This is a genomic window from Kluyvera sp. CRP (assembly GCF_019930565.1).
In the GTDB taxonomy this organism is placed as follows: Bacteria; Pseudomonadota; Gammaproteobacteria; order Enterobacterales; family Enterobacteriaceae; genus Kluyvera; species Kluyvera georgiana_A.
Window position 1 is genome coordinate 3,854,788 of the sequence record NZ_CP082841.1, and the last position, 13,870, is coordinate 3,868,657.

The 13,870-nt window shown below is 57.4% G+C and carries 12 protein-coding genes and 1 other RNA gene; 5 read left to right on the top strand and 8 right to left on the bottom strand.

All coding sequences use genetic code 11. The features are described from left to right. Positions 1–22: 22 nt before the first annotated feature. From mhpE to K7B04_RS18275, 6 genes are read right to left on the bottom strand one after another with little or no spacing between them, the layout of a single operon-like run. Positions 23–1,042, bottom strand: coding sequence for a 4-hydroxy-2-oxovalerate aldolase (gene mhpE / locus K7B04_RS18250; protein ID WP_223802698.1), 1,020 nt, complete (start codon positions 1,040–1,042; stop codon positions 23–25). Continuing rightward, positions 1,039–1,989: an acetaldehyde dehydrogenase gene (gene mhpF, locus K7B04_RS18255; protein ID WP_223802699.1), complete on the bottom strand. Its 951-nt coding sequence runs from the start codon at positions 1,987–1,989 to the stop codon at positions 1,039–1,041. The genes mhpE and mhpF overlap by 4 nt, the downstream gene beginning before the upstream one ends. Continuing rightward, positions 1,986–2,789: a 2-keto-4-pentenoate hydratase gene (gene mhpD / locus K7B04_RS18260; protein WP_223802700.1), complete on the bottom strand. Its 804-nt coding sequence runs from the start codon at positions 2,787–2,789 to the stop codon at positions 1,986–1,988. The genes mhpF and mhpD overlap by 4 nt, the downstream gene beginning before the upstream one ends. 9 nt (positions 2,790–2,798) lie before the next feature. Next, positions 2,799–3,665, bottom strand: a complete 867-nt coding sequence (gene mhpC, locus K7B04_RS18265) for a 2-hydroxy-6-oxonona-2,4-dienedioate hydrolase (protein ID WP_223802701.1) — start codon at positions 3,663–3,665, stop codon at positions 2,799–2,801. Positions 3,666–3,682: 17 nt separating this feature from the next. After that, positions 3,683–4,627: a 2,3-dihydroxyphenylpropionate/2,3-dihydroxicinnamic acid 1,2-dioxygenase gene (gene mhpB, locus K7B04_RS18270; RefSeq protein ID WP_163446489.1), complete on the bottom strand. Its 945-nt coding sequence runs from the start codon at positions 4,625–4,627 to the stop codon at positions 3,683–3,685. Between the two features lies 1 nt (position 4,628). Next, on the bottom strand, positions 4,629–6,293 hold the full coding sequence (locus K7B04_RS18275) for a bifunctional 3-(3-hydroxy-phenyl)propionate/3-hydroxycinnamic acid hydroxylase (RefSeq protein ID WP_223802702.1): 1,665 nt from the start codon (positions 6,291–6,293) through the stop codon (positions 4,629–4,631). 188 nt (positions 6,294–6,481) lie between these two features. Here K7B04_RS18275 and K7B04_RS18280 point away from each other — a divergent pair, with 188 nt between their 5' ends. The 3 genes from K7B04_RS18280 to K7B04_RS18290 all read left to right on the top strand — a co-directional run bounded on the left by K7B04_RS18280 (position 6,482) and on the right by K7B04_RS18290 (position 8,706). Next, positions 6,482–7,294, top strand: coding sequence for a DNA-binding transcriptional regulator (locus tag K7B04_RS18280; RefSeq protein ID WP_163446491.1), 813 nt, complete (start codon positions 6,482–6,484; stop codon positions 7,292–7,294). A 109-nt stretch (positions 7,295–7,403) separates the two neighbouring features. Then, positions 7,404–8,411, top strand: a complete 1,008-nt coding sequence (locus K7B04_RS18285; protein ID WP_223802703.1) for a zinc-binding alcohol dehydrogenase family protein — start codon at positions 7,404–7,406, stop codon at positions 8,409–8,411. Between the two features lies 1 nt (position 8,412). Next, positions 8,413–8,706, top strand: a complete 294-nt coding sequence (locus tag K7B04_RS18290; protein WP_163446493.1) for a putative quinol monooxygenase — start codon at positions 8,413–8,415, stop codon at positions 8,704–8,706. A gap of 42 nt (positions 8,707–8,748) precedes the next feature. On the opposite strand, the gene menI is transcribed toward K7B04_RS18290, so the two are convergent. Together menI and K7B04_RS18300 are read right to left on the bottom strand one after the other, a co-directional pair. Next, complete coding sequence (gene menI / locus K7B04_RS18295; RefSeq protein WP_163446494.1) at positions 8,749–9,159, bottom strand: 1,4-dihydroxy-2-naphthoyl-CoA hydrolase; 411 nt, start codon at positions 9,157–9,159, stop codon at positions 8,749–8,751. Then, a complete protein-coding gene (locus tag K7B04_RS18300) occupies positions 9,156–12,212 on the bottom strand; it encodes an FAD-binding and (Fe-S)-binding domain-containing protein (protein ID WP_223802704.1) in 3,057 nt (1,018 codons plus the stop codon). The genes menI and K7B04_RS18300 overlap by 4 nt, the downstream gene beginning before the upstream one ends. Positions 12,213–12,458: 246 nt before the next feature. Here K7B04_RS18300 and ydiK point away from each other — a divergent pair, with 246 nt between their 5' ends. Together ydiK and rprA are read left to right on the top strand one after the other, a co-directional pair. Next, a complete protein-coding gene (gene ydiK / locus K7B04_RS18305; protein WP_064545139.1) occupies positions 12,459–13,580 on the top strand; it encodes an AI-2E family transporter YdiK in 1,122 nt (373 codons plus the stop codon). A 175-nt stretch (positions 13,581–13,755) separates the two neighbouring features. Next, positions 13,756–13,855: antisense sRNA RprA (rprA, locus tag K7B04_RS18310), an RNA gene on the top strand. Positions 13,856–13,870 lie beyond the last annotated feature (15 nt).

A 13,870-nucleotide genomic window follows, 5' to 3' on the forward strand; every position in this document is an offset into this window, starting at 1 on the left:
TACATTGCCGACCGGATCGTTATCAGGCTTGCGCTTTCGCTTTCAGATCCAGCGCCACGTCGACGATCATATCTTCCTGACCGCCCACCATCCGGCGTTTGCCCAGTTCGACCAGAATATCTACCGCGCTCAGGCCGTAACGTGCGGCAGCCACTTCGCTGTGACGCAGGAAGCTGGAGTAAACACCGGCATAACCCAGCGCTAACGTCTCGCGATCAACGCGCACCGGACGGTCTTGCAATGGACGCACCAGATCGTCCGCCGCGGCCATCAATGCATACAGGTCGGTACCGTGCTGCCAGCCCTGCTTATCGGCAGCGGCGATAAATACCTCCAGCGGTGCGTTACCGGCCCCCGCGCCCATCCCCGCCAGGCTGGCGTCGATGCGGTCACAGCCCTCTTCTACCGCCACCAGCGAGTTAGCGACGCCGAGGCTCAGGTTGTGATGCGCGTGCATACCGGTCTGGGTTTCCGGCTTCAACACCTCTTTCAGCGCGCGGAAGCGATCGCGGATGTCGTTCATGTTCATCGCGCCGCCGGAATCCACCACGTAGATGCAGGTCGCGCCGTAGCTTTCCATCAGCTTCGCCTGTTTTGCCAGGTTTTCCGGCGTTGTCATATGGCTCATCATCAGGAAACCCACGGTGTCCATACCCAGCTCACGGGCGTACGCAATGTGCTGTGCGGAAACGTCCGCTTCTGTACAGTGGGTCGCCACACGCACGACACGCGCCCCGGCATGATACGCATTTTTCAGATCGTGCAACGTACCAATACCCGGAATCAGCAGCGTGGCGATTTTGGCGTGCTGCACCACTTCTGCGGCGGCGGCAATCCACTCGATGTCGCTGTGCGCACCGAAGCCATAGTTAAAGCTTGAGCCTTGCAGACCATCGCCGTGGGCCACTTCAATCGAGTCAACGCGCGCGTCGTCCAGCGCTTTAGCAATCTGGCGCACGTTATCGAGCGAATACTGATGACGAATCGCGTGCATGCCGTCGCGTAAGGTCACATCCGAGATATAGAGTTTTTTACCGTTCATGCGACTTCTCCTGCCACTTTCACCAGCGTTTCGGCCATTTTTTCTGCGGTCGACATTGCCGCAGAGGTCATAATGTCGAGGTTACCGGCGTAGGCCGGCAGATAGTGCGCCGCCCCTTCGACTTCCAGATAGACAGCGGTTTTCAGCCCGGAGAACTGCCCCACGCCCGGAATGTTGACCGGTTTATCCTGTGGAATCACTTCAAACTGGACTTTTTGTTTCAGTCGATAGCCCGGCACATAGGCCTGTACCGCCGCCGCCATTTCTTCAATAGATGCTTCAATCTCCGCCTGTGACGCCGCTTCGCTCAGCACATAGACGGTGTCGCGCATCATGACCGGCGGCTCAGCCGGGTTGAGAATGATGATGGCTTTGCCTTTCGCCGCGCCGCCGACCACCTCAATCGCCTGCGAGGTCGTTTCGGTGAATTCGTCGATGTTAGCGCGCGTTCCCGGCCCGGCCGACTTACTGGAGATCGAGGCGATAATTTCCGCGTAGTGCACCTTCGCCACGCGTGAAACGGCGGCCACCATCGGGATGGTCGCCTGTCCGCCGCAGGTCACCATGTTGACGTTGCCCTGCGACAGATTTTTATCGAGGTTGACCACCGGCACGCAGTAAGGTCCGATGGCTGCTGGCGTCAGGTCAATCAGGCGAATCCCCGGTTTCGCCTTGCGCAACGCAGCGTCGTTTTTGACATGCGCGCCGGCGCTGGTGGCGTCGAAGACGATGTCGATGTCGGCAAATTCATCCATCGCCATTAAGCCGCTCACCCCTTCGTGGGTCGTGGCGACGCCCATACGCGCGGCTCGGGCCAGACCATCGGAGTTCGGGTCGATCCCAACCATCACCGACATTTCCAGATGCTTGCCGTGGCGCAGGATTTTGATCATCAGGTCGGTGCCGATATTGCCGGAACCGATGATGGCGACTTTACATTTGCTCATGACTGACTTCCTTCTTGCTCTGAAAACGTCGCGGATACCGAGCCAATGCCCTCGATTACCGCCTCGAAACGATCGCCCGGCTTTATCGCCACCATCGGCCCCAGCGCGCCGGTGAGCACGATGTCACCCGCACGTAGCGGCTCGCCCAGGCTGGCCATTTTGCGCGCCAGCCAGACGGCGGCGTTGAGCGGATGGCCCAGGCATTCACTGCCGCGACCGCTGGAAACTTGTTCATTATTACGCGTCATGGTCATCGCGCAGTTTTTGAGATCCAGCGCTGCCGGACGCTGCGCCGGGCCGCCAACCACATACACGCCGCAGGAAGCGTTATCCGCCACGGTATCCACGAATTTGATAGACCAGTCGCGCACGCGGCTGCCCACCACTTCCAGGGCCGGAACGACCCACTCGATGGCGTTGTACAACTCATCAAACGTGGTGTCGGCATGCGGCAGATCGCGCTTTAACACCAGCGCGATTTCCGCTTCAATTTTTGGCTGTAGAACGCGACCAAAGGGAATGCTTTCGTTATCGCCGTAACACATATCGGCAAACAGCGTGCCGAAGTCCGGCTGGTCAACGCCCAACTGCTGCTGTACTTTCGGATGGGTTAACCCCACCTTACGCCCGACGATACGACGCCCTTGCGCCACCGCGTGCTCGACGTTAAGACGCTGAATGGCATACGCCGCTTCCGCGTTATCAATACCAATCACCTCACGCAGCGGCTCAACAGCCACACCCGTCTGCTCGGCTTCACGCAATGCTGCGGCCAGCGAGGCCAGAGAATTTGTAGACATAGCGGCTCCTTATTGACGCGCGAGGAAGTTCAGCACAAGCTGGTTGAAGGCTTCCGCATGCTCCCACTGCGCCCAGTGCCCGCAGTCGCGGTAAACGTGCAGTTCGGAACCGTTGATGCCGGAAAGCAGGCGCAGGCCCGCGTCCATCGGCACGAAACGATCGTTACGTCCCCATACCACCAGGGTCTGGGCCTTAATTTCCCCCAGACGCGGGCCGAAATCCGGGAACTGTTTCGGGTTGGCTTCCAGGCTCTTGATAAAGTTTTCCAGGTGATCGCGGCGCGACAGCATATTGTTCAGGCGCACTTCAAACAGCGCCTCCGTCAGGTCGCTGGTGTCATAGACGAAAATACTCATCATTTTCTTGAGGTTTTCGATAGTCGGCTCGCGGTACAGCCCGTTCAGCAGCTTGATACCTTCCGTCGGCATCGGGGTGAACAGACTCATCCCGCCGGTGCCGCCGCCCATCAGTACCAGTTTGCCTACACGCTCAGGCCAGGTCAGGGTGAACGCCACAGCGCTGTGACCGCCCATTGAGTTCCCCAGCAGGTGAACTTTCGGGATATCTAACTGATCGACCACGCTTTTCAGAATGCGCGCATTCAGGTCAGAGCGAGAGCCGGTATTGACGATCGAATCGCTTTTGCCCCAGCCAGGGCAGTCCAGCAGGATCACGCGATAGCCCGCTTCGACTAACGGGTCGATGTTGCGGCTAAAGTTGGCCCAGCCCGTAGCACCCGGGCCTGAACCGTGTAGCATCACGACCGTTTCATCGCCCTGACCGCAGTCGTTATAGTGAATGCGCAGCGTCTGTCCGGCTTCTTCAACGTTGAGGAAACGGCTGGTTGCGGCTTCGGTTTGAGGTTGATAGCTCATCATATTCTCCTGCTTAATCAATTCGTTGTGGTGGCGCTTAACGAGCCAAATCCGGCGATCCATTCAGGGATCGGGCGATAGTAACGGCCTTCCGTGCGGTAGCTGCCCATCGCGGAAAGCGTGGCGAACGCGGCGGCCCAGGTTTTCACTTCATGCGTCGATTTGCCGGCGATCGCGGAAAGTTCTTCGTTGCTGATGGCGTCCAGTTCCGCCAGGCGGCCCTGCTCCAGCAGCGTCATAAACTGGTTGTCCCAGATCGGGTTCAGCGGATGCAGGGTTTTCTGGTCTTCCACAAAGCGCTCGGCGGCTTCAATGACCCGACGCTGACGCAGTTCGCGTTCATCCGGCGGCAGCTGCTTGCCGCTGCCCAGCAGGCGGTCGCGCATATGGGCATCGACTTTTGCCAGTTCAGGGACCGGCGGCTGATGCGACAGGCCGCCGGAGCCTAAAATCAGCACCCTTTTATTGAGCGTTGAGAGAAAACGGCCCATCGCTTCACCGAGCATGCGCGTGCGCTGGAAGCCTGGCAGCGGCGTGGCGACACCGTTGATAAACACCGGCAGCACCGGCACCTTGTCCAGCCCGCCGAGCAGCAGCTCCAGCGGCTGAGCAAACCCGTGATCGACCTGCATGCAGTAGGAGACGGCGAGATCGATGCCGCTTTTCATCACCGAATGGGCACAGGCTTCCGCCAGCTCCGTCGGGACCGGCAGCACGCCCGCGGCGGTGGAAAAATCGCCAATCGAGGTGGCGCCTACGCCTAAACAGAACGGGGGCATCACGTCATAGAAAAAGCCGTTGTAGTGATCCGGGGCGAACAACACCACCAGTTCGGGGTCAAACGCCGCAATACGCGCGCTGGCGGCGGCAATCACGCCGTCCACTTCATCCAGCACGTCCTGTGCCGGGTCGACATAGCCCACCAGCGGCGTGTGGGAGAGACAGTGGAGATAGGTATTCATCTCAGGCCACCTTTTCTTCATTAAGAGCCGATTCCACGCTCGTCAGCGCCATCACATGAGCGAGCTGGTCAAGAGTTTTATTGAGGGTTTGCGGGATAGCCAGCGCGGCGACGAATCGGTCCGGGCGCACCACCACCAGCGAAGCGTTCTGCGCGGCAAACCAGGTTTTCAGGCGGTTCTGGGTATCGCCAAGGCGAATCACGCCGTCAAAATTGTCCTGCGGAGTACGAATCTGGACGTCCGGCACCACCTGGATAAAACAGGTTCCCAGCGCACGCCATTGCGCAATCTGACTCTCGCTCATCCCCCACAATGGGTTGCAGCCCCAGGCGATCACCGCGAACTTCGCGCCAATCACATCATCCAGCAGCACGACATCGCCGTTTTCGCGGGTCACTTTCGGTTGGATAAACATCTTGCCGACCGGAGACGCTTTCGCATCACCTTCCAGCAACAACGCACCTTTACGGTACTGTGGCATCGGCTTAAAGCGCATTTCGAGGAAGTAACGTTTCACCGGCGGAATGTAGTTCAGCAGCCAGGAGATACCGTCGCGCACGGTGCCATGCCAGCGTTTCGCCGGTGCCAGGACGTTACCGGCGGTTACGGAGAGATCGATCATCGCTTTGGCGTGGTCACGACGCTCTTGTTGATAGCTATCGAGCAGCGAATCACCCGCTTTGCCGTTCACCACCATCGCCAGTTTCCACGCCAGGTTAAAGGCATCGCGCATGCCGCTGTTGTAACCCTGCCCCTGCCACACCGGCATGATGTGGGCTGCGTCACCGGCCAGCAGGACGCGATCAACACGGAAGCGTTCGGCGATGCGCGCGTTGTGGGTGTAGACGCGCTGGCGGATAAGCTCTACGTTATCCGGGTCCGGCAGCACCTGACTGAGTAAGCGGCGCATATTTGCCGGTTCGCTCAGCTGCGCTTCGGTTTCGCCCGGCATCACCATAAATTCAAAGCGACGTACGCCGTGCGGCAGCGCCGCCGAAACATAGGGGCGGACCGGGTCGCAGCACAGATAGATATGCGGCGTCGCCAGCGGGTCATTAGCGATGTCGATAACGATCCACTGGTTTGGTGCGGTTTTCCCTTCAAACGGCACGTTTAACGTGCGGCGGATAAAACTCGCGCCGCCGTCGCACGCCACCAGCCAGTTCGCCTGCACGGTTTCACGTTCGCCATCCGGCCCTTTCAGGTTGATCGTGACAGTGTCACCGTTTTGACTAAACGCTTCCAGCTCGCGAGAGAACAGACAGCGGACGTTTGGAAAACGGCGCAGCCCCTGGTACATCACCTCATCCACCTGGGGTTGAATAAAGGCATTGCGGCGCGACCAGCCAAACTCGTCGGTCATCGGCTGAATGTCAGCAAAGCAGCGGCCTTTCGGTGTCAGAAAGCGCATCGCGTGCCACGGCGTGGTGTGCGGCAGCACTTTATCCACCAGCCCGACGGACTGCATGGTGCGCAGCGCTTCATCATCAATACCAATGGCTCGCGGGTAGTCGATCAATTTATCCAGCTTCTCGACCACCAGCACCTCAACGCCCATCTGCCCCAGGTAATTGGCCATCATCAGCCCCACCGGGCCGGCGCCAGCAATAGCCACCTGTACCTGATGTTGAACGGCGGGTTGGATATCCGGATTGGATGTTGTCATTTTCAATACCTCACGACTCGGACCAGGCGCGTTTGTTGTGTTACAACACAAGTGCGCTTGTTAATTTGATGTAAAAATATTTTTATAATGAGCGCAGTATATGTCCGGGGATTTAGGCTACAATCAAAACAGACCAGGATGTGCACCAGGTGCACAACGTTGTTTTAGATATAAAAATGTCAGGAAATATGAAGAATAACGATGCGACCGATTACAAAACCGTGCGGGGTTTAACGCGGGGTTTATTGTTGCTGAATTTGTTAAATAAATTCGACGGAGGCGCGTCAACCGCGACGTTGGCGGAGTTTAGCGGCCTGCACCGTACCACCGTCAGAAGGCTGCTGGAGACCCTCCAGGAAGAGGGGTATGTGCGACGCAGTTTGTCAGATGATAGTTTCCGTTTGACGATGAAAGTGCGGCAGTTAAGTGAGGGATTTCGTGACGAACATTGGATTTCTGCACTTGCGACGCCGTTACTTGGAGAATTATTGCGCGAGGTCATTTGGCCGACCGATTTAACCACGCTGGACGTCGACGCCATGGTGGTACGTGAAACAACCCACCGTTTTAGCCGCCTTTCCTTCCACCGTTCGATGGTGGGTCGCCGTCTGCCGTTGCTGCTGACCGCTTCCGGCTTGACCTGGCTGGCCTTTTCGCCGGAGCACGAGCGTCAGCCCATTATTGAGATGCTGGCAGCGAGACCGGAAGAGGAATACCAGTTGGCCCGTGAGCCGGAAAAACTGCACGCGATTCTCGAGAAGACGCGCAAAAACGGCTACGGTTCAAACTTCCAGGGCTGGCAACTGGAGCAGAAAATCGCCTCTATCGCCGTACCGGTCCGTAGCCAGGAGCGCGTGATTGGCTGCCTGAACCTGGTGTATATCGCCAAAGCGATGACGATTGAACAGGCGGCGGAAAAACATCTGGCCGCCCTACTGCGCGTTACCCGGCAGATTGAGGAACGAATGGAAGAGGAAGAAATTTTTTATGAGCACCGTTAAACGCGGGATTTTCGCAGTTAACGTATAAGTGTTATCGCCACAGCCGGGTTTTTCTTATCAGCCGTTGTTTCTACTATCCGGGTATTGCCAGTCCATACCCGGAGACATCATGAAAGCATTTGCGATTACCCGCGCAGCCACCAACGGCAGCAACATTGCGTATATCAACGAAATTACCCTCCCCGTCCCGCAGGCTCAGGGACATGACTTATTGGTAGAAATCAAGGCGATTTCCGTTAACCCCGTCGACACCAAAGTGCGTGCCGGTTTCTCTGCCGACACGCCGCGAGTGCTGGGCTGGGACGCCGTTGGCGTGGTAAAAGCCGTGGGTAATGAAGTTACCCTTTTCGCCCCTGGCGATGAAGTCTGGTACGCCGGCGCGTTAGGCCGCCCCGGCAGCAACAGCGAATTCCAGTTAGTTGATGAACGTATTGTCGCGTTAAAACCACGCTCGCTGGATAACGCGTCTGCCGCCGCGCTACCGCTGACCGCCATCACCGCATGGGAGCTGCTGTTCGACCGACTGGGCGTAACACGCGACGGTAACGAAGGCGATACGCTGCTGATCGTCGGCGCGGCAGGCGGTGTGGGTTCCATTCTGACCCAGCTAGCCAGCAAGCTGACCAAAATGACCGTCATCGGTACGGCCTCACGTCCGGCAAGCCAGCAGTGGGTTCGCGAAGCCGGTGCGCATCACGTGATTGATCACAGCAAACCGCTAAGCGAAGAGCTGGCGCGTATTGGCGTAAAAGAAGTGACCCATGTTGCCAGCCTGAACAATACTGAGGCGCATTATCTGTCGCTGATCGCCGCGCTGGCCCCGCAGGGCAAACTGGCGCTGATTGACGATCCGCAAAGCCTTGATGTGGTGCCCTTGAAGCTGAAAAGCATTTCGCTGCATTGGGAGTTTATGTTTACTCGTTCCATGTTTGAAACCCGCGACATGATTGCCCAGCATCAATTGCTGTCTGAAGTGGCGACGTTAATTGATAACCAGGTGATTAAAACCACGCTCGGCGAGCATTACGGCGCGATCACTGCCGAAAATCTGCAAAAAGCGCACGCACAGCTGGAAACCGGTCGTGCGGTCGGGAAAATTGTGCTGGAGGGGTTTTAAGATGATTTCCATTATAGCGGTGCTGAAAGCGCGCCCGGGTAAAACGGAATCCTTGCGCGACGCGCTGAAAGCACTGCTGCTGCCCACACGTCAGGAGCCAGGCAATCTCGACTATACGCTCTTTCAACTGCGTGATGAGCCAGAGACGTTTTACATGCGGGAATCCTGGCGAGATGAGGCGGCGCTGGAGGAACATATTGCGTTGCCGCACTTTCAGGCTTTTATTGGGCAGATGGAGAGTTTGTTGGCGGAACCGCTACGGCTGGATTACTTAACGCCGATTGAGGCTGACTAACGATGAATATGCACTCTCTTCTGAAGAAGAGAGTGCATCGTCTTACACCACGGCGGTGGTCAACCGCGAGGAGCAGCAGAGCTGCCCCTGCTCGTCAAAGATCTCAATTTGCCAGACCTGATGGCGACGCCCGGCATGCAGTGCTTTACACACTCCCCGTACTCGCCCGCTGCGGACAGAACGAATATGGTTAGCGTTAACCTCCAGCCCGACCACCCGCTGCTCGCCTTCAGTACAAAGGTACCCGGCGACAGAGCCCAACGTTTCGGCCAGCACGACAGATGCGCCGCCGTGCAGCAGGCCAAACGGTTGATGCGTGCGGCTATCCACCGGCATCGTCGCTTCCAGCGCATCGTCCCCCAGGTGCGTAAACTGAATATCCAGCAGCCCCACCATATTCCCCTCACCCATGGCGTTAAGCGCCTCGAGCGTGGTTTGCCGTCTCCAGATCATCCGATAATCTCCAGTAAAGCCTGTAATGGATGGCGCACGCCGTTACCCTCAACGCGCTTAACCTGACTGCGGCACGAGTAACCTGTTGCAAGGCAGCGATTGCGCGGAAGGCGCTGCATCGCCTGCTGCCACGACAATTCGTAGATCCCCAGCGAATTAGCGTGGTTCTTCACCTCGTGGCCGTAGGTTCCCGCCATGCCACAGCAGCCCACGCTGACGTTTTCCAGCGTCGCGCCAAAGCGGGCGAAGATTGTCGCCCACTGCTTCGGCGCCGTCGGCAGCGCGGTCACTTCGGTACAGTGACCAAACAGATACCAGGACTCACCCGATGGCGACACGCTTTCGCGTTGCTCAACCGCCTGCGGCAGCCATTCGTGCACCAGCATAACGTTGAAGTCGCCGCGCTGGTCACCCAGCACCTGCTTGTACTCGTCGCGATAACACAGCACCAACGCCGGGTCGACGCCCACCATTGGCATCCCGAGCGCCGCAACGCGGTTCAGATAATCCGCCGTTTTCTGCGCTGTTTTGGTAAAGCGAGTGACGAAGCCCTTAATATGCTGCGCCTTACCGTTCGGTGAGAACGGTAGCAGCACCGGCTGATAGCCGAGTTTATCAATCAGACGAACAAAATCGGCCACCACCTGCGCGTCGTAGTAGCTGGTGAACGGATCCTGCACCACCAGCACGGTTTGCGCTTTTTGTTCCGGCGTCAACGTTTCCAGCTGTTCGAGCGTCATATTGGCCGAACGATGGGTAACCATCTGTTTTTGCAACGATGGCGCGGAAAGCAGCGGTAAATCGACCATGCCGATGTGTTTTTCCGACAGCTTGCGCACCAGCGGTTGGCTCATAAAGAAGTTAAAGGTCTTCGGCGCGCGGGCCATCAGCGGAGCATAGCTTTCGACCGTTGCCACCAGATGATCGCGCACCGGGCGTAGATAACGGGTGTGATAAAGCTGAAGGAAACGTGAACGGAACTCCGGCACGTCGATTTTAATCGGACACTGAGTTGAGCAGGCTTTACAGGCCAGACAGCCTGACATCGCCTCTTTCACCTCATGAGAGAAGTCATATTCGCCCTTACGCGCGTGCCAGCTGTTGCGCGTGCGCTCAACCAACGAACGCAGGCTGGCGCGTTTCTCCGGCAGCTCTCTTTCCAGTAACAACGGGTCAACGCCGCGATCCGCCAGCAGGCGTAACCACTCGCGCACCAGCGTGGCGCGGCCTTTCGGCGAGTGCATGCGGTTATTGGTGATTTTCATCGACGGGCACATCGGGCTTTTGGCATCGAAGCTGAAGCACAGGCCGTTGCCGTTACACTCCATCGCGCCGCGCCAGGATGAACGCACGGTCACCGGGATTTGTCGGTCGTAGGTGCCGCGTTTTACCGCGTCCACCTTCATCATCGGGGCATCCACGCCTTCCGGCGGACAAATTTTGCCAGGGTTAAGGCGGTTATCAGGGTCAAAGGCCGCCTTCACTTTGCGCAGCTCAGCGTACAACTGCTCGCCGAAGAAAGCCGGGCTGTATTCCGCACGGAAACCTTTTCCGTGCTCGCCCCACAGCAGACCGCCATATTTAGCCGTCAGCGCCACCACTTCGTCGGAAATCTGCTTCATCAGCACTTCCTGCTGCGGGTCGCACATATCCAGCGCCGGACGCACGTGCAGCACGCCCGCGTCGACGTGGCCAAACATACCGTAGCTCAGGCCATGGCTATCGAGTAGCGCACGGAATTCCACAATATAGTCGGCAAGATGCTCCGGCGGCACGCAGGTGTCTTCAGCAAACGGGATCGGCTTAGCCGCCCCTTTGGCGTTACCCAGCAGGCCTACCGCTTTTTTACGCATAGCGTAAATACGCTCGATGCCGTCCAGCTCGTTACAACGCTGCCAGCCAATCAGCCCACCTTCATTCTGTGCAATCAGTTCATCCAGACGTGCACACAGCGCGCTGACCTGGCCTTCAATCAACGCTTCATCGTCGCCAGAGAACTCAACGATATTGAGCCCGAGCATCTCTTTATCGGGAACGTCGGTAATCAGCTCACTCACCGAATGCCAGACGATATCTTCCCGCGCCAGGTTCAAGACCTTCGAATCGACGGTTTCAACCGACAGGGCGCGCGCTTCCACCATAAAGGGCGCATTGCGCAGCGCGGAGTCAAAGGAGTCATACTTAATATTGACCAACCGACGAACCTTCGGCAGCGGCGTAATATCCAGCCGCGCTTCGGTAATGAACGCCAGCGTGCCTTCCGAACCGGTGAGAATACGGGTCAGGTCAAACTCAGTCATCTCATCGTTAAAAACGTGGCGCAGGTCATAACCGGTGAGGAAGCGGTTCAGTTTCGGGAATTTGTCGAGGATCAGCTGACGGTTGTCGCGACAGCGTTCAAAGACGGTGCGGTAAATACGCCCCGCTGCCGACTGCTCTTTGGCTAACGTCTCGGCCAGCGCGACCGGCACCGGCTGCGTATCGAGAATATCGCCCCCCAGCAGCACGGCGCGCACGCCCAGCACGTGGTCGGAGGTTTTGCCGTACACCAGCGACCCCTGTCCGGAGGCATCGGTATTGATCATCCCGCCCAGCGTCGCGCGGTTGCTGGTCGACAGCTCCGGGGAGAAGAAATAACCGTAGGGTTTCAGGTACTGGTTAAGCTGATCCTTTATCACGCCCGCTTCCACGCGCACCCAGCCCTCTTCAGGGTTGATTTCAATGATGCGGTTCATATAACGGGACATGTCGATAATGATGCCCTGATTCAGCGCCTGGCCGTTGGTGCCAGTGCCGCCACCGCGCGGGGTGAACACCAGAGATTGAAAGCGTTCTTCTGCCGCCAGACGAGCCAGCAGCGCGACATCCGCCGTGGAGCGCGGGAACACTACCGCATCGGGAAGAAGCTGGTAGATACTGTTATCGGTCGCCATCGTTAGCCTGTCGGCATAGCGGGTGGCGGTATCGCCGGTAAAGCCTTGTTGCTCCAGTGCCTGCAAATAATTCAACACCAGCTGAACTACGCCAGGTGCCTGAGAAATCTGTGGGATCATTACGTTTGACCCTTTCTGAATGTTGTGTTGTACGCACAGCGGTCCGCCGGTTTGCGCTCAGGCGGCACACTGTGGATAGATAATTAATCGTTTGCGTCGTGCCGTTATCGTTTTATCACATTTTTTTCTTATACGCCCGGGAGTTTTTGTCGCAGAATCAGCGCCGGGAATTTATTGATATTATTATCAATGAACGATTTACGCTGCGTCAGCGATCTGACGAGCAACAGAAGGTAAAACTCATTTATGAACACGATCCCTCGGCCTCGTGATATTCCACAAATACTGCTATCGGTGCTGTTTTTAGCGTTGATGATCATCGCCTGTTTATGGATTGTTCAGCCGTTTATTCTGGGCTTCGCCTGGGCGGCGACTATCGTGATTGCCACCTGGCCTGTGCTGCTCTGGTTCCAGCGCCTGCTTTTCGGTCGCCGTTCGCTCGCCGTACTGGTGATGACGCTTTTGCTCTTTTTACTGTTTGTTATTCCCATCTCTCTGCTGGTCAACAGCCTGGTTGACGGCAGTACCCCGTTGGTGCATGCCATCACCAGCGGCAATTTGACACTGCCGGACCTGGCCTGGTTAAACAGTATTCCGTTTATTGGCGCGAAGCTCTACAGCGGCTGGCATAGTCTGCTGGACATGGGGGGCAGCGCGCTGATGGCGAAAGTTCGCCCTTACATCGGCACCACGACGACCTGGTTTGTCGGCCAGGCGGCGCACGTCGGCCGTTTCTTGATGCACAGCGCGCTGATGCTACTGTTTAGCGCTCTGCTGTACTGGCAGGGGGAGAAAGTCGCCTTCGGGATGCGCTACTTTGCTACGCGCCTTGCCGCCAAGCGCGGCGACGCGGCAGTGCTGCTGGCGGGACAGGCCATCCGCGCCGTGGCGCTCGGCGTGGTAGTCACCGCGCTGGTCCAGGCGGTACTGGGCGGGATTGGCCTTGGTATTTCCGGCGTACCCTACGCCACGCTGCTGACGGTGGTGATGATCTTCTCCTGTCTGGTGCAACTGGGGCCATTGATTGTTTTAGTCCCGAGCATTATTTGGCTGTACTGGACCGGAGATACCACCTGGGGCACGGTGCTGCTGGTGTGGAGCTGCGTGGTGGGCACGATGGATAACGTGATTCGCCCGATGCTGATTCGTATGGGCGCTGACCTGCCGATGATTCTGATTCTCTCCGGCGTTATCGGTGGTCTGGTCGCCTTCGGCATGATTGGCCTGTTTATCGGGCCGGTGTTACTGGCTGTCTCCTGGCGTCTGTTTGATGCCTGGCTACACGAAGTGCCACCGCCATCGACCGACCCGGACGACGTGCTGGAAGAGCTTAACGAGCTGGAAAAAGATAACTATCCGAAACAATAAGATAGATAAAAGGCGGGGAAACCCGCCTTTTACTTAAGTACCGCTGATTTATTTCCTCTTTTTTGCCCCTGTAGCGCCCTCTCTCTGCGACATACCGCGGAAATCATTCACATTTATTTAACTATTGAGACGAATCCGATCGACGCAAAAATCGGCCATGCCTACTATAAGGACCAAGGCAATAGATCAACCCCTTGATTTATATATCCCCTGAGTGAAACAACGAATTGCTGTGTGTAGTCTTTGCCCATCTCCCACGATGGGCCTTTTTTTGCCTGTTGCACAGCGAT

Excerpts from the sequence above, each read along its gene's own strand:
- mhpB (WP_163446489.1), bottom strand. The coding sequence starts at position 4,627 with ATGAATACCTATCTCCACTGTCTCTCCCACACGCCGCTGGTGGGCTAT.
- ydiK (WP_064545139.1), top strand. The coding sequence starts at position 12,459 with ATGAACACGATCCCTCGGCCTCGTGATATTCCACAAATACTGCTATCG.
- mhpC (WP_223802701.1), bottom strand. The coding sequence starts at position 3,665 with ATGAGCTATCAACCTCAAACCGAAGCCGCAACCAGCCGTTTCCTCAAC.
- K7B04_RS18275 (WP_223802702.1), bottom strand. The coding sequence starts at position 6,293 with ATGACAACATCCAATCCGGATATCCAACCCGCCGTTCAACATCAGGTA.
- K7B04_RS18280 (WP_163446491.1), top strand. The coding sequence starts at position 6,482 with ATGAAGAATAACGATGCGACCGATTACAAAACCGTGCGGGGTTTAACG.
- mhpE (WP_223802698.1), bottom strand. The coding sequence starts at position 1,042 with ATGAACGGTAAAAAACTCTATATCTCGGATGTGACCTTACGCGACGGC.
- menI (WP_163446494.1), bottom strand. The coding sequence starts at position 9,159 with ATGATCTGGAGACGGCAAACCACGCTCGAGGCGCTTAACGCCATGGGT.
- mhpD (WP_223802700.1), bottom strand. The coding sequence starts at position 2,789 with ATGTCTACAAATTCTCTGGCCTCGCTGGCCGCAGCATTGCGTGAAGCC.
- K7B04_RS18300 (WP_223802704.1), bottom strand. The coding sequence starts at position 12,212 with ATGATCCCACAGATTTCTCAGGCACCTGGCGTAGTTCAGCTGGTGTTG.
- K7B04_RS18290 (WP_163446493.1), top strand. The coding sequence starts at position 8,413 with ATGATTTCCATTATAGCGGTGCTGAAAGCGCGCCCGGGTAAAACGGAA.
- mhpF (WP_223802699.1), bottom strand. The coding sequence starts at position 1,989 with ATGAGCAAATGTAAAGTCGCCATCATCGGTTCCGGCAATATCGGCACC.
- K7B04_RS18285 (WP_223802703.1), top strand. The coding sequence starts at position 7,404 with ATGAAAGCATTTGCGATTACCCGCGCAGCCACCAACGGCAGCAACATT.